Consider the following 21,592-nt stretch of genomic DNA (forward strand, 5'->3'; position numbering starts at 1 on the left):
TTACTTGTATATCATGTATCTGGTTACATCCGTTATTTCTATTCTATCACTTTTTCGAGTATAATCCTATCTATTCCCAATCCCTAAAATATATGATTTGGTCTCTTATTTACTATAGGTTAATGATATAATTCACCCATGTCTGATACTAGCTAACAAGCTCCTTCTCTGGTCCATGAGACCGTTACTTCTCTACATCGTCTACAGCATCAATTGAAGATATGTATCAGCAGCGGATTCTTTGTCTCCTTTCCAACAATATAATATCTTACTAGGCTACTCTATTATAATATGGAAAATTGTTGAATCACAAATAAAGGGAATGTTTCACGTGAAACACTCCCTTGTCTCTATATTTGTATCTTTATCATGATCTCGATCTTTACTCAGCTCTATATTTGGAATTTCTTACGACAGTCCATAAATCAAATGACCTAAGGCTGCAGTAAAGGCGTTTTTAAAGGGGTTCCTGCTTTACGCGGATACTTCTTAGGTGTCTCGGCAAGCTTTCGAATCAGCACCATGTGTCTAGCAGACTCTTCAACGGGAAGCTGAAAGGCTTCAACTGAGCTCAGCTGTCCTCGTAGCTCTTTAAGACTATAAGCCGCCTCTCGAATCTCCTCTTGCGGGTCACTGCCCTTCATCGCCGCGAAGCATCCACCTTTGCGTACAAAAGGAAGACAGAATTCATTAAGAACTGCTAGCCTTGCTACAGCTCGTGCTGTAACCAGGTCATAGCTATCCCGATAGCCAGCCTTACGACCTAGCTCCTCTGCTCGACCATGAATCAGCTCGGTCTCCGTAAGCTGCAGAGCATCCTTGATGTGCGACAGGAAGTTAATCCGTTTGTTCAGCGAATCAATGATCGTCAGCTTAATGGACGGAAAGCAAATTTTCAGAGGTATGCCAGGAAAACCCGCACCCGATCCAATATCTGCGAGTGTCCGAATCTCGTCCATATTCACATAGAAGGCCAGGGAGACGGAATCGTAAAAATGCTTCGTGTAGACAGCCTCACGTTCAGTAATCCCGGTCAAATTCATCTTCTCATTCCACTCTACAAGGAGACGATAATAGCTTTCAAACTGGTCTAGCTGCTGTTCATGAATCATAATGCCATGCTCGGCTAATCTTGCCTGAAATTCTAACTGTATCGCATCTGCCATTATGCTCTTGCCGCCTTCACACGATTATAATGCTCCAGATAGACTAGCAGAATCGAAATATCAGCAGGTGTCACACCTGAGATCCGTGAAGCCTGCCCGATGGACATTGGACGAATGGTGTTGAGCTTTTGCTTCGCTTCCATGGCAAGCCCCTGTACCTCATCATATTGAAGGTCCTCAGGCAGCTTTTTTTGCTCCATCTTTTGCAGACGCTCTACATGCTGCAATTGCTTTTCGATATAGCCAGCGTACTTAATCTGAATCTCAACCTGCTCCTTCATGTCTGCATCCAGCTCCATTGGTGAAGCCGAGATCTGCTCAACCTGCGCATAGCTGATCTCTGGACGACGAAGGATCGTCAGCAGATTGCTACCATCCTGGATTGGAGCAGAGCCTGCCGCCTCCAGCATGGTGTTAACATCTACAGGCTTGATTTTATGCGTACGCAGACGTTCAATTTCCTGTTCGACCTTAGCTTTCTTATCCACGAATGCCGCATAGCGCTCTTCTGGAATCAGACCAATCTCATGGCCGATCGGTGTCAGACGCAAATCTGCATTATCATGCCGCAGCAACAATCTATATTCAGCACGGGAAGTCAGCAAGCGATAAGGCTCATTCGTCCCCTTGGTCACCAGATCATCAATCAGTACACCAATATAGCCCTGTGAACGATCAAGGATTACTGGCTCCTTGCCTTGTACCTTACGAGCTGCATTAATCCCAGCCATAATACCTTGACCAGCCGCTTCCTCATATCCAGAGGTACCGTTAATTTGTCCAGCGGTGAAGAGTCCTGGTAGCTGTTTCGTCTCAAGTGTCGGCCAGAGCTGTGTCGGTACCATCGCATCATATTCTATAGCATATCCATTACGCATCATTTCTACGTTCTCCATACCTGGAATGGAACGGAGCACAGCAAGCTGCACATCCTCCGGAAGACTTGTAGACAAGCCTTGTACATAATACTCAGAGGTATTCTTGCCCTCAGGCTCCAGGAAGATCTGGTGCTTCGGCTTATCACTGAAGCGTACAATCTTATCCTCGATCGAAGGACAATAGCGAGGCCCTGTCCCTTCAATAACACCTGAGAACATAGGAGCACGGTGCAGATTATCATTAATAATCTGATGTGTGTCCACTGAAGTATATGTCAGCCAGCATGGAAGCTGCTCGTTGTCAGACGATTTCGTCTCATACGAGAAGAATTTGGGCTGATCATCACCTGGTTGAATCTCTGTCTTGCTGAAGTCAATGCTATCCTTATGCACTCGTGGAGGAGTTCCGGTCTTAAAGCGCACCAGGTTGAAGCCCAATTCACGCAAATGCTCCGACAGTCGTACAGATGGCTGCTGATTGTTCGGGCCACTCTCGTACATCAGCTCACCCATAATAATTTTCCCACGCAGATAGGTTCCAGTAGTCAATACCACTGCACCTCCCCGATAGGAGGTTCCGGTCTTTGTTAGTACCCCTACACATTTACCATCCTCAACGATCAGTTCCTCGACCATACCTTGACGAAGTGTCAGATTGGGTTCTTTCTCCATCGTCTCCTTCATGGCATGCTGGTAAGAGAACTTATCTGCTTGCGCACGCAGCGCATGAACGGCTGGTCCCTTGCCTGTATTCAACATCCGCATCTGAATGAAGGTCTTATCTATATTGCGCCCCATCTCTCCCCCGAGCGCATCAATTTCACGTACAACATGACCCTTGGCCGGACCACCAATCGAAGGATTACATGGCATAAAAGCCACCATATCCAGATTGATGGTAATCATCAATGTCTTACAGCCCATACGGGCCGCAGCAAGTGCTGACTCTACGCCAGCGTGTCCAGCGCCTACAACAATAACGTCATAGTTGCCGCCATCGTATCCCATTGGTAGTACCTCCTTAAAATAAGAGCATAGCCGTTGCTATTCACTCTCTTCTATTATAAATAGTATGATTTTCTAACCATCAATTTCTGAAGCTGTAATTCCTACTTCCCAAGACAGAATTGGGAGAAGATCTGATCAATCAACGCATCATGAGCCGTATCGCCCACAATCTCTCCAAGCTGCTCCCATGCGAGCCGGACATCAATCTGAATCATATCAATCGGAATGAATTGATCGGCAGCCTCGTAGGCTTCCTGGAGTGACTGCTTTGCCCGTTTCAACAGCGCAATATGCCGCACGTTACTTACATAGGTAAGATCAGCAGACTCCAGCTTACCACTGAAGAACAGCTTGGAGATAGCTTCTTCCAATCCATCCAAGCCTTCATCCGTCTTCACGGACATCGGAACAATCAGCTCCTCAGCTATATAACGTGTCAGAATCCCTCGATCTAGTTGGGAAGGTAAGTCCATTTTATTCATAATGACAATCACTTGTCTACCGCGGATTTGTTCCAACAATTCCAGCTCATCCTGATGCAGTGGCTCACTTGAATTCAGGACCAGTAAGATCAGGTCAGCTTCACTGACAGCGGTCCGTGAACGCTCTACACCAATTTGCTCGACCACATCCATCGTTTCCCGAATCCCGGCAGTATCCAGCAGCCTTAGCGGAACATTGCGAATTGTGACATATTCTTCAATGACATCACGGGTCGTACCAGGGATATCTGTGACAATTGCCTTATCCCCTTGAGCCAAAGCATTCAGTAATGAAGATTTCCCCACGTTCGGTCGCCCGATGATGGCGGTAGTAATCCCTTCGCGCAGAATCTTCCCCTGCTCAGCTGTACGCAGAAGTCCATCAATCTCCTTCATGACCTCACTACTCTTGTCCTTGATGAACTGCGAGGTTAGCGATTCTACATCATGCTCTGGATAGTCAATATTCACTTCAATATGGGCAAGCGTCTCGACCAGAATGTGACGAAGATTGCGAATCTTCGAGGACAGCATCCCCTCTGACTGCTTCATCGCAATAGAGAATGCCTTGTCTGACTTGGAGCGGATGAGATCCATGACGGCCTCTGCCTGGCTAAGATCAATTCGTCCGTTCAAGAATGCCCTCTTCGTGAACTCACCTGGCTCAGCCAGTCGAATATTCTGGAGCAGTAACAGGTCCATGACTCGCTTGACAGCTACCACACCCCCATGAGAGCTAATCTCTACGACATCCTCTGTAGTGAAGGATCGCGGCCCTCTCATGACCGTTACCAGCACCTCTTCGACTCGTTCTCCGCTCTGGGGCTCGATAATGTGTCCATAATGCACAGTATGTGATTCAGCCTCTGTAAGAGGGGTTTTACTCTTGAACATACGCTGAACCTCTGGTAATGCCTCTGGCCCGCTAACGCGGATGATCGCAATTCCTCCCTCACCAACTGCTGTGGAGATCGCTGCTATCGTATCGCTTAACATTATTCTCACCTCGTTCTATTTTCTGGGGCACACATGCCTCTTCTTCGCTCTTATGAAAAAAAGCAATGGCCTCCGCACCAGGCAGAGAGCCATTGCATTTCTTTATTTCTTGGCAATGATGACGCGCCGATTCGGATCGTCCCCTTTGCTGTACGTTCTAACCTGATGATTACGTTGTAGCTTGGCGTGAATCACTTTACGCTCCGCCGAAGACATAGGCTCTAACATGACCTCTTTGCCTGAAGAGACAACTTGTCCAGCCAGACGCTCAGCCAGATTCTCCAGCGTCTTACGTCGTCGATCCCGGAAATTCTCGGCATCAAGAATGATACGAACATATCCATCAGAGTATCGATTAGCCACAATATTGGTTAAATATTGTAGAGCGTCCAACGTCTGCCCTCTTCTTCCTATCAGCATTCCAAGCTCGGGGCCGGAAATATCCAGTGTGCTCTCATCCTTACGATGGTGGACATCCACACTTACCTCAAGCCCCATACCTGCTGCCGTCTCCCTGATGAAGCGAATAGCCTCCTCATATGGATCAGCACCGGTGGAAGAAGAATCTGTAGACGCCAATTGTGTAGAAGCAGATTGTACCTCTGCTTCAGGAGCTGTTATCGGATGATGTTCTATGGTTGCTTTAGTAGCCGGTATAGGGTCAGGTTCAGGAATTATAGTTAGTTCTACCTTCGCCTTCCTGGTCCCGAACCAGCCCAGGAATCCTTTTGACGGCTGCTCTAACACGGTCACGTTTACTCGTTCCCGGCTTGTCCGAAGCTCGGCAAGCCCTTGTTCTACAGCATCTTCAACGGTTTTTCCTGTCGCAACGACTTTGGTCATCTCGATTTTTTAGCTCCTTTCCGTTTTCCGCTCTGATTTTTTCTCTTATTGCTATTGCCTTGTCCACCTTGAGATACCTTGGCAGCATTCACAGCAAGAGCTGCAGCCGTCTTGTCGTTATTGCGATACAAGAAATAGTTCTGTACGATCGTGTAAATGTTACTGTACACCCAGTACAGCGGCAGCGCCGATGGGAACTGATAGGACATAATGAAGATCAATACCGGATATACCCACAGCAGGAATTGCATAGGCCCTTGCTGCGGCGTTGGATTCATCTTCATCATCATCCAGGTCTGCACGAATGTTGTAATCGCTGCGATAACTGGCAGGATCCAATATTGGTCAGGCATACCTAGTTGTAACCACAGGAATGTGTGATCACGCAGCTCCGAGTTATAGTAGATCGCGTTATACAGCGCGATGAAGATTGGCATTTGCACAACTAGTGGAAGACAGCCAGCCATAGGATTGACCTTGTTCTCTTGGAACAGCTTCATCGTCTCCTGCTGTACCTTCTCTGGTGTATCCTTGTACTTATTCTGGATTTCTTTCAGCTGCGGCTGAATCGCCTGCATTGCCTTTGAGCTCTTCACCTGTTTGAGGGTAAGCGGTAAAATCAGTGTTCTTACAATAATCACGAGCAGTAGTACTGCTAAGCCATACTCTCCACTGAACCATTCAGCAAAGGTGTCCAGTGCATAAGAGAACCAGTATACGACATTCCTTTGCCAGAAGCTTCCGTTAGCCAAGTCAGCTGTCGTATAGGAATTGTTCGCTGATGGAGCACAACCGGCTAATACAGCAACAAGACCAAGCATGGCGCTCAGGAGAAACCATTTTCCCTGTTTTGTCTTGAATCGCGACACTTCATAACCCCTCTCTTAACCAATCCATTCCAACGTAAATCATACCATATTGAGCAGGACAAAGAAACCGACTATCTCCCTGAAGATTTCAACAGTGAGGCTTTGCGTAATACATGTAATACGCTCTTCTCCAGATTTTGATAGGACATGGATACGGCCCCCTTGCGAACAATAAAGATCAGATCGATATGGTCCATGATCTCATGCTCATGGTGACGCATAATTTCTTTAATTAATCTGCGCATCCGGTTACGGACGACGGCATTACCAATCTTTTTGCTTACCGAGATACCCACGCGGAACTGATCTACCTCTTTTTTGCGAAACCAGTATACAACCAACTGATGATTCGCAAAGGATTTGCCATGTCGGTATACTCGTCCGAAGTCTGCACGGTTACGAAGACGCAATTTTCTCTGCACGGCGCTTCTCCTTGCTTCAATTCAATTCTATTCATTCGTCCGCTCCCGGAATGCGTTTCTACTATAAATAATTATAGCCCAAACTTCCGGGTGATAATCTAGATGCAACCGGAGCTATGCCTACATCTATATTGGGCCTAATTCATACACCATCATCCATATATAGATGTAGGAACTTTTTCTCCCACTGTCTGATAAGAAAATGTCTCTCGTCGTACTTTCACAGGAGATAGACCGTGTTTATGGATATTTTTCTGGAGATAATCGAATAATTCAAGGCCGCTGAAAACTTAAAAATTCTATTATCTTCAAAAAAAAAGACCACCGCAGGTGGTCTCCATGCACGTATTATGCACTCAATACTTTTCTGCCTTTTTGGCGACGGGCAGCCAACACTCTGCGTCCGTTCTTCGTGCTCATTCTTTTACGGAAGCCGTGAACCTTTTTACGCTTGCTGACATTTGGTTTGAAAGTCGGTCTCAATGTATTGCACCTCCTTACAAGAAATACGTTTTATATGGAATATACTCGATAGCGATCTCCACAAAAAACACCTTTATACATTTAACCATAAGTATTCTACGAAGTCAACCTGCTTGAAGCTCTTCCTCTTTTTTCTTTTTTCTATATTTCTTCTTCCTGTACCTTGCCCACATAATCATCCTCTAAAAATGGAACGATACCCTCATAGCGTCTACTCCACTATTAAGTACATTCCGAGCCAATCCTGAATAAGCTGCTGGTCAGTTGCTGTCAGTTAGAGTTTTCCACAGGCTCTTTTGAACAATGCTCTAGATCGGAGTTATACACAAGCTCACAAAAACAGCTTATAACCGATTTGATCCGTCATAACCTGTGAATAATTTTTATCCAGTGAATTGAGTTATTGTCGAAAACTAAACAAATTATTAACAATATCTTGTGTTGTGCATAAGATTTATACACAACAGATTGAATTTGTGGATAAAATCCGATGACTCATTGAAATACAAGGCTTCTTTTGCTATGATTATATTACTTTTGATTGTGAATATGTTGTTTTACCCTATATATTATCAACAGTCTGTGGATAAAGTTGTGAACAAGTTCAATTTATCCATATTTTTTATTTGTGCGGATACTGGATTCTGGGGATATATTCTACATTATTCATTTCATTTCGACATTTTGATTTCCTCTCCGGCCTATGGAACACAGAGTACAACTACACTGCCCAAGCCCACCTGAATTGACTGCCACGATTCTGCCGATTACGGCAGCTGACTTTCCGTCTATGTCTCGTTCGGGGCTGGTTTGTGCTGCGTTTCTCTGCAACTGTGCGCCGCTAGTCAGCAACGCGGATGTGCCTTAACGAGGCGGTTGTAGCCACATTGGAGGATGTAAAAGGAGTGACGTCTGTGGAGAGCCATACTTCCGAAATATGGCAGCAAATACTATCCATCATACAAACCAAACTTAGCAAGCCCAGCTTTGATACCTGGTTCAAGGCAACCAAGGTGACAAAGCTTACGGATCACTCCATTGTGATTTCTGCGCCGACGACATTCGCTGTTGAGTGGCTGGAGAGCCGCTATACGAAGCTGGTCGCTTCCACCGTGTATGAGCTGTTGGACAAGCAGGTTGAGGTCAAATTCATCATCGAAGAGAACAAGCCTGCAGAGCCTGACCCGCAGCAGCTTCCGCCCCAGCAGCCTGCTGCCCAGGAAGAAGTCATCTCTCATATGCTGAATCCGAAATATACGTTCGATACCTTCGTGATCGGGTCGGGCAATCGTTTTGCCCATGCTGCATCGCTCGCCGTCGCCGAGGCGCCGGCAAAAGCTTATAACCCATTGTTCTTGTATGGTGGCGTGGGACTAGGAAAGACACACCTTATGCACGCTATCGGTCATTATATTCTGGAGCACAATCCCAGCAGCAAGGTCGTTTATTTGTCATCCGAGAAATTCACCAATGAATTCATTAATGCGATCCGCGACAACCGCGGCGAGAGCTTCCGGAACAAATACCGCAATATCGATATCCTGCTGATTGACGATATTCAGTTTTTGGCGGGCAAGGAGTCGACACAGGAGGAGTTTTTCCATACCTTCAATGCACTTCATGAGGAACGCAAGCAGATTATCATCTCCAGTGACCGACCGCCCAAGGAGATTCCCACACTAGAAGAACGGCTTCGCTCCCGCTTTGAATGGGGATTAATCACGGATATTCAGCCTCCGGATCTGGAGACGCGAATTGCCATTTTGCGTAAGAAGGCCAAGGCGGAGAACCTGGACATTCCGAATGAAGCGATGATGTATATCGCCAATCAGATTGATACAAACATCCGGGAGCTGGAAGGTGCCTTGATCCGCGTTGTGGCTTACTCTTCCTTAACCAATCAGGATGTAACGACGCATCTGGCTGCCGAGGCGCTGAAGGATATCATTCCATCCAGTCGTCCGAAGATGATTACTATTCAGGACATTCAGCAGCAGGTCGGAGAATACTACAATCTTAAGCTGGAGGATTTCAAGGCACGCAAGCGTACCAAGGCTGTTGCCTTCCCGCGTCAGATTGCCATGTATTTGTCACGAGAGCTGACCGATTATTCCTTGCCCAAGATTGGAGAAGCCTTCGGTGGACGAGACCATACAACAGTCATTCATGCCCATGAGAAGATCTCGAAGTCCATTCAAGCTGACCAGGATCTGTTCAAAGTTATCAACAACATTACTGAGAAAATCAAAAACCCAACCTGAACAAGTACAAAGCCTATGCACAATATATACACATGTGGATAGGCTTGATTTATTCACGTTTATGTCACTTATCCACATATTCAGTGCACCTACTGCTATTACTACTATTTTTTATAAATAAATCACCATCATGTCATCGGCTTTGCCTCAACATGAATAACGAAAAGCTGAACCCACAACAGTAGCAAGATAAAGTCCATTCGCTTGTAGGAGGAAATTATGAAAATCAGTATTTTAAAGCAAGCTCTTAATGAATCCATCCAGCATGTATCCAAAGCGATCTCCAGCCGTACAACAATCCCCATCTTGAGCGGCATCAAGCTGGATGTTAATCATCAGGGCGTGACACTGACCGCCAGCGACACGGATATCTCCATCCAATCGTTTATTCCGATTGAGAGTGGTGATCAGACGATCGTAAAGGTTGATCAGCCAGGAAGCGTCGTGCTGCCTGCCAAATTTTTTGTTGAAATTATCAAGAAGCTTCCTTCTCAGGAAGTTCATATGGAGGTTAAGGACCAATTCCAGACCTTCATTGCTGCGGGAGCAACCGAGATCCAGATGGTAGGTCTTGATCCTGAGGAGTTCCCTGTACTACCAAGCATTGAAGAGAACCAAATGTTCTCTATTCCAGGAGATCTGCTCAAGAATATGATCAAGCAGACTGTATTCTCCATCTCCTCGCACGAGACAACACCCATTCTGACGGGTGTACTTTGGAGTCTGGCCGACAATGAACTGAAGTTCGTTGCTACCGACCGCCACCGCCTTGCTACTCGCTCCGCCATGCTGGATTCTGCAGAAGGCATTCGTTTCAACAATGTGGTTATCTCTGGTAAAACATTGAACGAGCTGAGCAAGATCGTTCCAGATCAAAATACAATGGTCGATATCGTCGTAGCGGATAGTCAGGTGCTGTTCAAGATTGATCGGGTGCTATTTTATTCTCGTATTCTTGACGGAACCTATCCCGATACTTCTAGGATTATTCCGACATCGTATAAAACAGAACTGATGCTGGACACAAAAAGTCTGAGCGAGTCAATCGACCGTGCTTATTTGCTATCTCGTGAAGAAAAGACCAATATTGTGCGTATGCAATCTATTGAGCAAGGCGGACTTGAAATCTCATCCAGCTCCTCGGAGCTAGGCAAGGTGCGCGAAGAGGTTAGCGTATCTAGCTTTGAAGGCGAACCACTGAAAATCTCCTTCAACTCGAAATATATGCTCGATGTGCTCAAGGTCATTGATAGTGAACAGCTGGTCATTGCCTTTACGGGTATCATGAGCCCAATTATTCTAAAGCCGACTGATGAGAGCAAGGCGCTCTACATTATTTTGCCTTACCGGACGACAAATTAAGGATGGAGACATGGTGCATAACTTGGAGCAGGTTTTCCAACTAAAAAAGTTATGCACATGTGGACAAGCAGGAAGGTGGTTGTGATACATGAAGCAGATTTCTATCCACAGTGAATATATTAAGCTGGATCAATTTTTGAAGCTGGCAGATTGTGTGCCGACTGGAGGAATGGCCAAGGCTCTGTTGCAGGAGGGTGCCGTTCATGTCAATGGTGAGCCGGAGGAGCGGAGAGGACGCAAGCTGTACCCAGGCGATCGTGTAGAGGTAGAGGGCGAAGGAAGCTTTGAGGTTATCTCGGCGACTTAAGCCCGCCAAAGGACAGCATTCCTGTCGTGTGCCGGTCATCTGAATGAGGGGGACCAAGCGTGTATGTGAACAACATCCATTTGCAGCATTATCGCAATTACACTCAGCTTGAGCTGAATGCGTTCGGACCGGTGAATTTGCTGATCGGACAAAATGCGCAGGGGAAGACGAATCTGGTAGAGGCGATATTCGTGCTGGCTCTCACGAAGAGCCATCGCACCTCCAAGGATCGAGAGCTAATCGCATTTGATAGCTCCGCTGCCTATCTTTCCTCCGAGGTGGAGAAGCGGTATGGGAAGGTCAAGCTTGAGCTGGCCTTGTCTGTACAGGGGAAGAAGGCGAAGATTAACGGACTTGAACAACGCAAGCTAAGTGATTTCATCGGAGCGCTGAATGTCGTCATGTTCGCTCCGGAGGATCTGGAGATTGTGAAGGGGACACCGGGGGGCCGCCGCCGGTTTCTTGACATGGAGATTGGTCAGGTGGCTCCAGGGTATCTATACCACTTGCAGCAATATCAGAAGGTGCTAGCCCAGCGCAACAATCTTTTGAAGCAGGCCTGGGGCAAGGATCTGTCATCGGTACAGGTCATGCTGGAGGTCTGGAATGAACAGCTTGTAGAGCATGGTGTTAAGATTGTTAAAAAACGGAAACAATTCATAAAGAAGCTCCAAAAGTGGGCACAGGAGATTCATGAGGGCATTGCTGGAGGCAAAGAGACGCTGGAATTAGGCTATGTTCCGTCCTTCAGCGAGGCAGAGGAAGAAGATGAAGCTGTCTTATTGGAGCAATTTATGTTAAAGTTATCACAAATGAGGGATCAGGAAATCAGGCGTGGAATGACGCTCGCGGGGCCGCATCGCGATGATCTGACCTTTGCCATCAACGGTAAAGAGGTTCAGACCTATGGTTCACAGGGACAGCAGCGCACGACCGCGCTCTCGCTGAAGCTGGCAGAGATCGAGCTGATTCATGAGGAGATTGGGGAATACCCGATTCTATTGCTGGATGATGTATTGTCCGAGTTGGACTCCTACCGCCAGACCCAACTGATCGAGACGTTTCAAAGCAAGGTGCAGACCTTCATCACAGCAACAGGCATTGAGAGCCTGAACACCGGACGGCTGAAGGATGCCAGTATTTATCATGTGCATGCAGGACATGTGGAGCATTAGAGACGCTTGCCAGGATTATGCCCGTCTTTGCTGACAGGCTCTCCATGGTGTAAGGAGCTAGGTACGTAGTATTGCGTACTTAACCTCAGCAAGCTGCCTAGAAGGAGTGAATGACGGTCATGTATATCCATCTGGGAGGGGAGAAGATTATCCGATCCTCCGAGCTCGTCGCCATTTTCGATATTTCGATTGAGAAATCCTCTAAAATCTCCAAGCAATATGTAAGCTATGCACAGCAGCATAAGCATATCGAGGTTATTGGCGAGGAAGAGGCCAAGTCTATTGTGGTGACCAAAAGGAAGGTCTATTACTCTCCGATCTCATCCGCAACCTTGAAGAAAAGGGCAAACATATTTGTCGACCATCCTTAGCGGCTGGCTAACGCCCATTTTAACTTATGGAAAATGAACGGATCTTAAGAATTAGAGCCCAAGCTATGGCTATTGAATCTATAGAAGTAGGTGAAAGGCATGTCTATGAATCAACCAACTTATGATGCGGGCGAGATCCAGGTCCTTGAGGGACTGGAGGCTGTGCGCAAGCGGCCGGGTATGTACATCGGCTCAACCAGCGTCAAGGGACTCCATCATCTGGTGTGGGAAGTAGTGGACAACAGTATTGACGAGGCGCTTGCCGGATACTGCGATACCATACAGGTCATCGTCCATCAGGATAACAGCATTACCGTGATTGATAATGGCCGCGGCATTCCAGTCAGCGAGCACGCCAAGATGAAAAAATCAGCACTTGAGGTCGTTATGACCGTACTTCATGCTGGTGGTAAATTCGGCGGCGGCGGATACAAGGTATCTGGCGGTCTGCATGGTGTCGGGGTCTCTGTTGTGAATGCCTTGTCCAGCAAGGTATTGGTCACCGTCAAGCGGGATGGCCATGTCTATCAACAGGAATACCATCGGGGTGCTCCGCAGTATGATGTGAAGGTCATTGGTGATACGGAGGAGACGGGAACACAGACCACCTTCTATCCCGATCCTGAAATCTTCACAGAGACGACAGTCTATATCTATGAGACGCTACTGACACGGATTCGTGAACTGGCCTTCCTGAATAAAGGCATTAAGCTATCCCTGCTCGATGAAAGAACGGGTGAGAATGCTACGTTCCACTATGAAGGCGGAATTGGTGAATACGTGCAGTTCCTTAATGAGCAAAGAGAGGTGCTCCACGAGCAGCCAATCTACGTAGAAGGTGCCCGGGATATGATCCAGGTAGAGGTAGCACTTCAGTATAACGACAGCTATACGGAGAACATCTATTCCTTCGCTAATAACATCAATACACATGAAGGCGGTACGCATGAATCAGGCTTCAAGAGTGCGCTGACCCGGATCATTAACGACTATTCCCGTAAGACGGGTATTATCAAGGACAGCAATAACAATCTGTCTGGTGATGACGTGCGTGAAGGACTGACAGCGATCATCTCCGTGAAGATTCCTGAGCCGCAGTTCGAGGGGCAGACCAAGACCAAGCTAGGGAACAGTGAGGTCAGAGGGATTGTCGAATCGTTGTTCGCCGAGAAGCTGCAGGAGTTCATGGATGAGAATCCTTCCGTCTCCCGTCGGATTGTCGAGAAGGCGCTGCAGGCTGCCCGTGCTCGTGAAGCAGCACGTAAAGCTCGTGAGCTGACACGCCGTAAGAGTGCTCTGGAGATCAGCTCCTTGCCGGGTAAGCTGGCGGACTGCTCCTCCAAGGATGCATCCATCTCCGAGCTGTATATCGTAGAGGGTGATTCCGCTGGTGGTTCTGCGAAGCAAGGACGTGACCGTCATTTCCAGGCGATCCTGCCGATTCGTGGTAAGATTCTCAATGTCGAGAAGGCACGTCTAGACCGAATTCTGTCCAGTGATGAGATCCGGTCGATGGTAACTGCATTCGGTACAGGGATTGGCGATGACTTTGACCTCGCCAAAGCACGTTATCACAAGGTCATCATCATGACCGATGCCGATGTCGATGGTGCGCATATTCGCACGCTGCTTCTGACGTTCTTCTACCGCTACATGCGCAAGATTATTGAGGCAGGGTATGTGTATATCGCACAGCCACCATTGTTCAAGATTGAGCGCAATAAGGTTGTTCGTTATGCGAACAGCGAGAAGGAACGAGATGAGATCATTCAGGAGTTCGGTGAAGGGGCCAAGCTGAACGTACAGCGTTATAAAGGTCTCGGCGAGATGAATGCTGCGCAGCTGTGGGAGACGACCATGGACCCTGAGAGCCGCACTATGCTTCAGGTATCCATCGGTGATGCCATGCTGGCAGATTCCCTGTTCGATACGCTGATGGGCGATAACGTAGAGCCACGCCGTAACTTTATCCAGGAGCACGCGAAATACGTGAAGAACCTGGACGTATAAACCAAGTGTAAAAAGGCGAGTTCGCAATTCTGGCATAAGAGCTTGCTGGTATGTGCAACTGCCCTGTAATAAACACACTGTATTCATGTGTGAAGGCGCCCATCTGGGCGCCTTTTAGCTTAATAAGATGCACCCAGATAGGCGTAATGCGTAGCCAGAAAATTAACTGTAGCTCGTTGTAGGAGTAATACCTCCTGTACTTACCTTCTCCCTTAGTAGCACCTCTACTGATCATCTCTACATATTGGTCACACGACTCTCTGTTCCAGAAGCTTCAGCTTGGGCTACGCTTGTTGTCTCTTCCAGGTGACAGGGGCCGTCTTGCGGCTACTGCGGTTGGTAGTGCCTTTCTTGCGTCCAGAACCAGAGCTGGTTATGCGCCCGTAAGCGATGGCATATTTACGGATACGGCGATAGGGCTCCTTGTCAGATAGCTTGCCGAAGACATACAGACAGGGCAAGGTGTTCACTTCAAGAATCCAGGGGTGGAGCTGCTGATCCAAAGCGACGTCCAGCCCAATTTCCTTGATACGTGGATACGCTTGCTCCAGCTGCTCTGCTATCTTCTCACCAAGCACTCCTAACTTGCGCTTTAGACGAGCCTGCGTCATGACATCTGTGTGGGCTGAGAGAAGCGTATGGAATTCTCCGATCGCACCTCCACTATGATAGTTGGTGATTACTTTACCATGCGCAGCCACACGGCCGATGAACCCGGTGCTCTCCCACTCATTGCGTAGATTCTTCTGTGTGAGCACACGCAGATCGAAGGAACGATCCTGATAACGCAGCAGTTGGATCCCCTGTTGAACGAGGTATACCTTAGATTTGATATGGGTGGATATAGCCTGATGGAGCTCCTCCAGGGTCGAGTATTCCTCCTTTTGAACGCCATAACGAAGGCTATAGCTATAGTTGGGTGGTATGCTGACCGGTGGCGATACATGCAAGAGGGGATTTCGCTCCTTCTCAGCTCGCATGACGCCATGTCCGAAGGTGCCACAGTCCGGCTTGATGTAGACAGTGTCATACATCTCTATCATCTCTTTGAGATGGTCAGGACTGTACAACCTGGTATCGGGAATATAGGGGGCTAATTTGGGATGGTTCAAGATTACTTTCGTTTTGTCCCATTTGCTGGATACCCGCTGAATGGACAAGGAAGATCACCCTTTCTGTAATTTTCATACCCTTGCAGATAAAAAGTCATTACTTTAACAATCAATTTCCAAATTAAGTAAAACAAAAGGACATTTTCAATAAACAGTGGTATAATAGGTGAATACGGCGTTTTTCGGATGTTTGTATAAGGACATACTTCTTTACGTCATGATAGACAAAAAACCGTATACGTAATTGTATGTCGAAAACCTATAGTGGGTAGGGCGAATCCCCAGTTCTTAAGGATTTCGTTGCAAACCCTGAATAAGCCACGTTTAATTGTGATCTATTTGTGAAAATAATATAATTAGAAGAGGTATGACCTTGTATTGGCATGCCTGTGCGGCGTTTTGGGCTGCATGCCGAAGGATCGGATTCAGTAGGCATTTGTAAGGCTTTTCACATATAGTGAAATCAGAATTACGAAGAGTGGTAAAGAAAGAGGAGGTCCAGCATGGCGGATCAAAATAACCCGCAAATCATTAACAGAGATATCGGCCTAGAGATGCGCGAATCCTTCATGGATTATGCGATGAGTATTATTGTCAGCCGTGCTCTGCCTGATGTACGGGACGGATTAAAGCCGGTTCACCGTCGTATTTTATACGCGATGTCTGAGCTTGGGATGTCTCCGGACAAACCCTATAAGAAATCAGCCAGAATCGTGGGCGAGGTCATCGGTAAGTACCATCCTCATGGTGACTCTGCAGTCTATGAGACAATGGTACGGATGGCTCAGGATTTCTCGTTGCGCTACATGCTGGTAGACGGTCATGGGAACTTCGGTTCCGTAGACGGCGATATGGCTGCGGCGATGCGTTATACGGAGGCCAAGCTGTCCAAGATCGCTATGGAAATGCTGCGCGATATCAACAAAGAGACGATCGATTTCATTCCTAACTATGACGGAGAAGAGCGTGAGCCGGCCGTGCTACCTGCTCGCTTCCCGAACCTCCTGGTCAACGGGGTAGGCGGGATTGCTGTAGGTATGGCCACGAACATTCCGCCTCATAACTTGGGTGAGGTAATTGATGGCGTACAGGCCATGATTGAGAACCCAGACATTACGCCTATGGAATTGATGGATCACATTCAAGGCCCTGATTTCCCAACAGCAGGCTACATCCTGGGACGCTCTGGCATCCGTCAGGCGTATCAGACCGGGCGTGGCTCCGTGACTATGCGCGCGAGAACGATGATCGAGGAGAACGGTAACAAAGCCCGAATCATCGTCAGTGAACTGCCTTATCAGGTCAATAAAGCCAGATTGGTAGAGAAGATCGCTGAGCTCGTTCGTGATAAGCGTATTGAAGGTATTACCGACCTGCGGGATGAATCGGATCGTAACGGGATGCGGATTGTTATCGAGCTGCGCCGGGATGTCAATCCGAATGTCGTGCTTAACAATCTGTTCAAGCATACAGCGATGCAATCTACCTTCGGTATCAACATGCTCGCTATCGTTAATAAAGAACCTAAGATTCTCAATATTCGTGATGTGCTGTATCATTATTTGCAGCATCAGATCGAAGTTATTCGTCGCCGGACCGAGTATGATCTGAAGAAGGCTGAGGCTCGTGCTCATATTCTGGAGGGCTTGAGAATAGCGCTGGATCATCTGGATGAGGTCATTGCCTTGATCCGTTCCTCTGCGACAGCAGATGCTGCGCGTGACGGACTGATGAACCGTTTCTCCCTTAGTCATGAGCAGGCCCAGGCGATTCTGGATATGCGTCTGCAACGTCTGACAGGACTGGAACGCGAGAAGATTGAGAATGAATATAACGAGCTGCTACTGAAGATTGCGGAGTACCGCGAGATTCTGGCGAATGAGCATCTCGTATTGAATATTATCAGTGAGGAATTGCAAGAGCTGAAATCCCGTTTTGCCGATGAACGCAGAACGGAGATTACAGTAGGGGAAGAGAGCATTCTTGATGAGGACTTGATCCCGCGTGAGGATGTCATCGTAACCGTTACCCATACAGGCTATATCAAGCGACTGCCAGTTACCACGTATCGTAACCAGAAGCGTGGTGGACGTGGCGTTGTGGGGATGGATACGAAGACAGAGGATTTCGTGGAGCATCTGTTCGTAACGAACTCTCACCATCATCTGCTCTTCTTCACAGATAAGGGTAAGGTGTATCGAATCAAGGCGTATGAGATTCCAGAGCTGAGTCGTACAGCCCGCGGGACACCGATCATTAACCTGATTCAGATTGAGCAGGGTGAGTCCATCAATGCGGTCATTCCGGTGGAAGAGTTCGAGAATGACAAATTCCTGTTCTTTGCCACACGGCAGGGGATTGTGAAGAAGACGCCGCTGGAGGACTATGTGAACATCCGTAAGGGTGGACTGATTGCCATCAATCTCCGTGAGGACGATGCCTTGATCGAGGTAAAACTGACGGATGGGGCACAGGAAATGATCATTGGTACAGCGTGTGGTATGTCCATCCGCTTCCCAGAGGATGATGTTCGTTCGATGGGACGGAGTGCTACAGGGGTCAAAGGAATTACCTTGGATCCAACCGATGAGGTCATTGGTATGGACATTGTTGATCAGGAGCTCGAAGTGCTCATCGTTACTGCCAAAGGCTATGGTAAGCGTACACCGGTTACTGACTATCGTGTACAGAGCCGTGGCGGTAAAGGGATCAAGACGATCAATGTCACAGACAAGAATGGCGCAGTGGTTGGCCTGAAGATCGTGAAGAACGAAGAGGATCTGATGATCATTACCGCTAGCGGAACCCTGATTCGGACGAGCATGGAAGGAATTTCGACGATGGGACGGAATACACAGGGGGTCAAGCTGATCAATATCCGCGAGGATGATGCAGTCGCTACCGTGTGCCGTGCTGATAAGAATGAGGAGCAAGAACACGAGGAACTGAATGAGGAGGGCTTCTCCTCTGATGTAGAAGCAATAGAGAGCTCTGAGGAGACGACTGACAACGAATCAGGCGGCGACGCTGAATAAGCCGTAGCCTATCAGACTGTCATACCAAGTGATTCAGAATATGTCTAACTGAAGACATTAGAAGTACACCTATAGCATAGCTAACTAATCCAGACAAGCCTCTTGCAGAGAGCGCACCTTATTTGGTGACTCTTTGCAGGAGGTTTTTTTGTAATATAGGTCTTATGGCCTGTGAACAAGGTTGGGAATAGCATGTACAGTGTTCTACGGCAGTAATATAATGGAGTGTAGATTAGGAAAAAAGAGCAGCGCAAGGCGCATGACATAATTTCAGGACATAAGCGAGGTTCGATATGATCATATCCGTTAAAGAGTTGTCGGCAGGTAGTAAATTGGCCAAGGATGTATTCACCGAGTATGGAAGTGTGCTGCTTTCGAAGGAGCATGTGCTGCTTCCGCGAGATATTGAGATTCTGCAAGCATTTCTGATTGATGAGGTTGAGATCGTAACGGAAGGACAGGGCCACTCAAATAAAGGACGAGTGAATGAAGCTCCAGCCAAAACATCAACGGATTCGAATTCCTCCAGTTCCGCCACTCAGGGTTCATTAAGTGATAAGGCTGGCGTTACCGTGGCCAAGACTCTTTCATTCGACCAGCAGTATGACAAAATGATCAATCATATTAAGAGCGCGTTCCAAACTGTACTAGTATCCGATCTCTCCATCTATGAGCTTCGGGCCCAACTGGAGTCTATGCTGGAGCAGATCGATCGCTACAACGTGATAACTTTTACACCTAGTTCCATGAAGGAAAGCGAATATGTCTACCATAACGCAGTGCTTACGGCTCTGACATCTTATTGTCTTGCCCAATGGATCGGACTGCCGCAGAAGGACTGGATTCAGGTGGCTTTTGCCGGATTGTTCCATGACATTGGTAATTCAAAAGTAGATCCTGCGGTCATCCACAAGCCCTCTCCGCTTAATGAAGAAGAGTTACATGAAATGCGACAGCACACTACGTATGGCTATCAGCTACTCAAAAATGTGAAGGGCATCAATGAAGGAGTGCGACTTGCAGCGCTTCAACATCATGAGAAGGTGGATGGTAGTGGCTATCCGCTACATCTCAAGGAATCACAGACGCATATCTATGCACGTATTGTGAGTGTGGCGGATATTTTTCATGCGATGACACTGCATAAGACATACCGAAAGGCACAGTCTCCTTATTTGGTACTGGAGCAGATTCAAAGTGAAGCCTTCGGCAAGCTGGACCCGTCTATTGTACGTATTTTTATTAGCAAGGTTACTCAACTGTCCAATGGGACCAAGGTGCGTCTGAATGATCAGCGAGTTGGGGAAATTATTTTTGCAGATCGTGATCATCCTACACGGCCGATGGTAAATCTCGGCGATGAGATTATCAATCTGGTGCAGCGTCTTGATCTGCACATTGAGGATATCATTGTTTAACGTAGGGCTATAATGTAGTCCAGAGACTAGTCATTATCTAATTATGCTATGACGCAAGCTCAAGCTAGGATAACATGTGACTTCAGAGCTCCAACCTCGGATACGATTCTGCTGCAGATTCGATCTACGGATGTTGGGGCTTTTTTTATGAAATAGCATGTTTTATAATTTTGTTGTAAACGCTTTATAGAAGTCGAAGCAGATGAAAAGGAGAGTGAAGCATGATGCTGCTGGAAGGACGAATCGCGATTGTGACGGGGGCAAGTCGTGGTATCGGCAAGGCGATTGCCCTTACACTGGCTATGCACGGTGCGTCGCTTGTCGTTAATGGTACCCGTGAAGATTTGCTAAGGGAGCTAGCAGCTGAGATACAGGCCCTTGGATCAGGCTGTGTTATATACGTAGGAGATGTGTCGGTTCAAGAGATTGCACAGGGAATGGCTCAGTTGGCCATGGAGCAATTTGGGCGTATTGATATTCTAGTTAATAATGCAGGCATTAACAGGCGAACTCCAACTCTTGATATGGATCTTGAGGAGGATTGGAGAAAGGTATTGGATATTAATCTGAATGGTACACTTTATACGTGTATGGCGGCAATACCGCATATGATTGACCAGAAGTATGGTAAGATTGTCAACGTGACCTCTACGACAGCTAAGACGCCGCACAGGAATGCTGCACCCTCATATGGGACGTCCAAAGCGGGGGTTAACTATCTTACCCAGCACTTAGCATTGGAAATGGCCAAGCATAATATCTATGTCAATGCCATATGTCCGGGGCCTATTGATACGGATATGAGTCAGCAGTGGACGTCGGAATATCGGGAGAGTGTCTTAAGTAAAATTCCGCTTGGTAAGTTAGGTACGCCACAAAACGTTGCTGACGCTGTACTGTTCCTGGCGTCCTCCATGTCTGACTTTATTACTGGAGAGGCCATTAATCTGAATGGTGGGACATATATGAACTAGGGCGTCTTCAACTATGCTTGCTACAGAGATGTGAGCTCACTGTTGTACTTCATATGAAGGGTCTCAAGGTTGCCACGGGACTAATCCTGCTATATGTGAAGCATACATCCTATCTGGTGTACGGGATTAAAGGAAACTATGAATTTTTTTAAAAAACAGGTTGCAATCGAGTTAATATGTATGGTATATTGTTTCTTGCCGCTGAAAACGGTGATGTATCATCAACTAGTGCAAAGCAAAATAAAAAATAAAAAAAGCTTGCACTCTTCAAAAGAAGATGATACAATATAAAAGTTGCTGATTGTTCGAGAGAATGCAGCGACGAGATATGAAAAGTGTTACGGTTGATCTTTGAAAACTGAACAACGAGTGAGCGGATTTTGTGAAGCAAAATCCAACGCGAAGGTTTTTGGTACATGT

Annotated in this window: 17 protein-coding genes; 9 read left to right on the forward strand and 8 right to left on the reverse strand. The window is 47.1% G+C overall.

The annotated features are described in order from the left end of the window. Positions 1-434: 434 nt before the first annotated feature. The 7 genes from rsmG to rpmH form a co-directional block, all read right to left on the reverse strand. Positions 435-1,166, reverse strand: coding sequence for a 16S rRNA (guanine(527)-N(7))-methyltransferase RsmG (gene rsmG, locus K331_RS0118655; protein WP_028591496.1), 732 nt, complete (start codon positions 1,164-1,166; stop codon positions 435-437). Continuing rightward, positions 1,166-3,052 (reverse strand): tRNA uridine-5-carboxymethylaminomethyl(34) synthesis enzyme MnmG, encoded by a 1,887-nt coding sequence (gene mnmG / locus K331_RS0118660; protein WP_028591497.1) that lies wholly within the window; start codon positions 3,050-3,052, stop codon positions 1,166-1,168. Before mnmG ends, rsmG begins: the two co-directional genes overlap by 1 nt. A 101-nt stretch (positions 3,053-3,153) precedes the next feature. Then, the gene (gene mnmE / locus K331_RS0118665; RefSeq protein ID WP_028591498.1) at positions 3,154-4,530 is read right to left on the reverse strand and encodes a tRNA uridine-5-carboxymethylaminomethyl(34) synthesis GTPase MnmE; all 1,377 of its coding nucleotides are present in this window, start codon (positions 4,528-4,530) and stop codon (positions 3,154-3,156) included. A 102-nt stretch (positions 4,531-4,632) separates the two neighbouring features. Next, complete coding sequence (jag, locus tag K331_RS0118670) at positions 4,633-5,373, reverse strand: RNA-binding cell elongation regulator Jag/EloR (protein WP_028591499.1); 741 nt, start codon at positions 5,371-5,373, stop codon at positions 4,633-4,635. After that, positions 5,370-6,242: a YidC/Oxa1 family membrane protein insertase gene (locus K331_RS0118675; protein WP_018883672.1), complete on the reverse strand. Its 873-nt coding sequence runs from the start codon at positions 6,240-6,242 to the stop codon at positions 5,370-5,372. The genes jag and K331_RS0118675 overlap by 4 nt, the downstream gene beginning before the upstream one ends. A gap of 71 nt (positions 6,243-6,313) precedes the next feature. Next, a complete protein-coding gene (gene rnpA / locus K331_RS0118680; protein ID WP_018883671.1) occupies positions 6,314-6,664 on the reverse strand; it encodes a ribonuclease P protein component in 351 nt (116 codons plus the stop codon). A gap of 348 nt (positions 6,665-7,012) precedes the next feature. Next, the gene (rpmH, locus tag K331_RS31610) at positions 7,013-7,147 is read right to left on the reverse strand and encodes a 50S ribosomal protein L34 (protein WP_081625218.1); all 135 of its coding nucleotides are present in this window, start codon (positions 7,145-7,147) and stop codon (positions 7,013-7,015) included. A 914-nt stretch (positions 7,148-8,061) separates the two neighbouring features. Between rpmH and dnaA the strand changes: the two genes are divergently transcribed. From dnaA to gyrB, 6 genes are all read left to right on the forward strand, one after another. Next, entirely contained in the window at positions 8,062-9,408 is a 1,347-nt protein-coding gene (dnaA, locus tag K331_RS0118685) for a chromosomal replication initiator protein DnaA (RefSeq protein ID WP_018883670.1), read from the forward strand. Positions 9,409-9,627: 219 nt separating this feature from the next. Continuing rightward, the gene (gene dnaN, locus K331_RS0118690; RefSeq protein ID WP_018883669.1) at positions 9,628-10,770 is read left to right on the forward strand and encodes a DNA polymerase III subunit beta; all 1,143 of its coding nucleotides are present in this window, start codon (positions 9,628-9,630) and stop codon (positions 10,768-10,770) included. An 88-nt stretch (positions 10,771-10,858) separates the two neighbouring features. Next, complete coding sequence (yaaA, locus tag K331_RS0118695) at positions 10,859-11,077, forward strand: S4 domain-containing protein YaaA (protein ID WP_018883668.1); 219 nt, start codon at positions 10,859-10,861, stop codon at positions 11,075-11,077. Between the two features lie 59 nt (positions 11,078-11,136). Further along, on the forward strand, positions 11,137-12,252 hold the full coding sequence (gene recF / locus K331_RS0118700; protein WP_028591500.1) for a DNA replication/repair protein RecF: 1,116 nt from the start codon (positions 11,137-11,139) through the stop codon (positions 12,250-12,252). A gap of 119 nt (positions 12,253-12,371) precedes the next feature. Then, positions 12,372-12,623, forward strand: a complete 252-nt coding sequence (remB, locus tag K331_RS0118705) for an extracellular matrix regulator RemB (RefSeq protein ID WP_025681310.1) — start codon at positions 12,372-12,374, stop codon at positions 12,621-12,623. 99 nt (positions 12,624-12,722) lie between these two features. After that, a complete protein-coding gene (gyrB, locus tag K331_RS0118710; protein WP_033412258.1) occupies positions 12,723-14,633 on the forward strand; it encodes a DNA topoisomerase (ATP-hydrolyzing) subunit B in 1,911 nt (636 codons plus the stop codon). 284 nt (positions 14,634-14,917) lie between these two features. Here gyrB and K331_RS0118715 read toward each other — a convergent pair whose 3' ends face one another. After that, positions 14,918-15,793 carry a YheC/YheD family protein gene (locus K331_RS0118715; RefSeq protein WP_028591501.1) on the reverse strand — a complete coding sequence of 292 codons (876 nt, stop codon included), beginning with the start codon at positions 15,791-15,793 and terminating at the stop codon, positions 14,918-14,920. A gap of 455 nt (positions 15,794-16,248) precedes the next feature. On the opposite strand from K331_RS0118715, the gene gyrA reads away from it, so the two are divergent. From gyrA to K331_RS0118730, 3 genes are all read left to right on the forward strand, one after another. Continuing rightward, positions 16,249-18,780, forward strand: coding sequence for a DNA gyrase subunit A (gyrA, locus tag K331_RS0118720; protein WP_028591502.1), 2,532 nt, complete (start codon positions 16,249-16,251; stop codon positions 18,778-18,780). 293 nt (positions 18,781-19,073) lie between these two features. Next, on the forward strand, positions 19,074-20,198 hold the full coding sequence (locus K331_RS0118725) for an HD-GYP domain-containing protein (RefSeq protein WP_028591503.1): 1,125 nt from the start codon (positions 19,074-19,076) through the stop codon (positions 20,196-20,198). A 221-nt stretch (positions 20,199-20,419) separates the two neighbouring features. Further along, complete coding sequence (locus K331_RS0118730; RefSeq protein ID WP_208115210.1) at positions 20,420-21,172, forward strand: SDR family NAD(P)-dependent oxidoreductase; 753 nt, start codon at positions 20,420-20,422, stop codon at positions 21,170-21,172. Positions 21,173-21,592 lie beyond the last annotated feature (420 nt).

It is taken from the genome of Paenibacillus massiliensis subsp. panacisoli DSM 21345 (assembly GCF_000426545.1).
Lineage (GTDB): Bacteria > Bacillota > Bacilli > Paenibacillales > Paenibacillaceae > Paenibacillus > Paenibacillus panacisoli.

What these genes read in the sequence shown, in the direction of transcription:
- remB (WP_025681310.1), top strand. Translation starts at nt 12,372, where the DNA reads ATGTATATCCATCTGGGAGGGGAGAAGATTATCCGATCCTCCGAGCTC.
- rsmG (WP_028591496.1), bottom strand. Translation starts at nt 1,166, where the DNA reads ATGGCAGATGCGATACAGTTAGAATTTCAGGCAAGATTAGCCGAGCAT.
- K331_RS0118730 (WP_208115210.1), top strand. Translation starts at nt 20,420, where the DNA reads ATGATGCTGCTGGAAGGACGAATCGCGATTGTGACGGGGGCAAGTCGT.
- jag (WP_028591499.1), bottom strand. Translation starts at nt 5,373, where the DNA reads ATGACCAAAGTCGTTGCGACAGGAAAAACCGTTGAAGATGCTGTAGAA.
- mnmE (WP_028591498.1), bottom strand. Translation starts at nt 4,530, where the DNA reads ATGTTAAGCGATACGATAGCAGCGATCTCCACAGCAGTTGGTGAGGGA.
- dnaN (WP_018883669.1), top strand. Translation starts at nt 9,628, where the DNA reads ATGAAAATCAGTATTTTAAAGCAAGCTCTTAATGAATCCATCCAGCAT.
- mnmG (WP_028591497.1), bottom strand. Translation starts at nt 3,052, where the DNA reads ATGGGATACGATGGCGGCAACTATGACGTTATTGTTGTAGGCGCTGGA.
- gyrB (WP_033412258.1), top strand. Translation starts at nt 12,723, where the DNA reads ATGTCTATGAATCAACCAACTTATGATGCGGGCGAGATCCAGGTCCTT.
- K331_RS0118725 (WP_028591503.1), top strand. Translation starts at nt 19,074, where the DNA reads ATGATCATATCCGTTAAAGAGTTGTCGGCAGGTAGTAAATTGGCCAAG.
- yaaA (WP_018883668.1), top strand. Translation starts at nt 10,859, where the DNA reads ATGAAGCAGATTTCTATCCACAGTGAATATATTAAGCTGGATCAATTT.
- gyrA (WP_028591502.1), top strand. Translation starts at nt 16,249, where the DNA reads ATGGCGGATCAAAATAACCCGCAAATCATTAACAGAGATATCGGCCTA.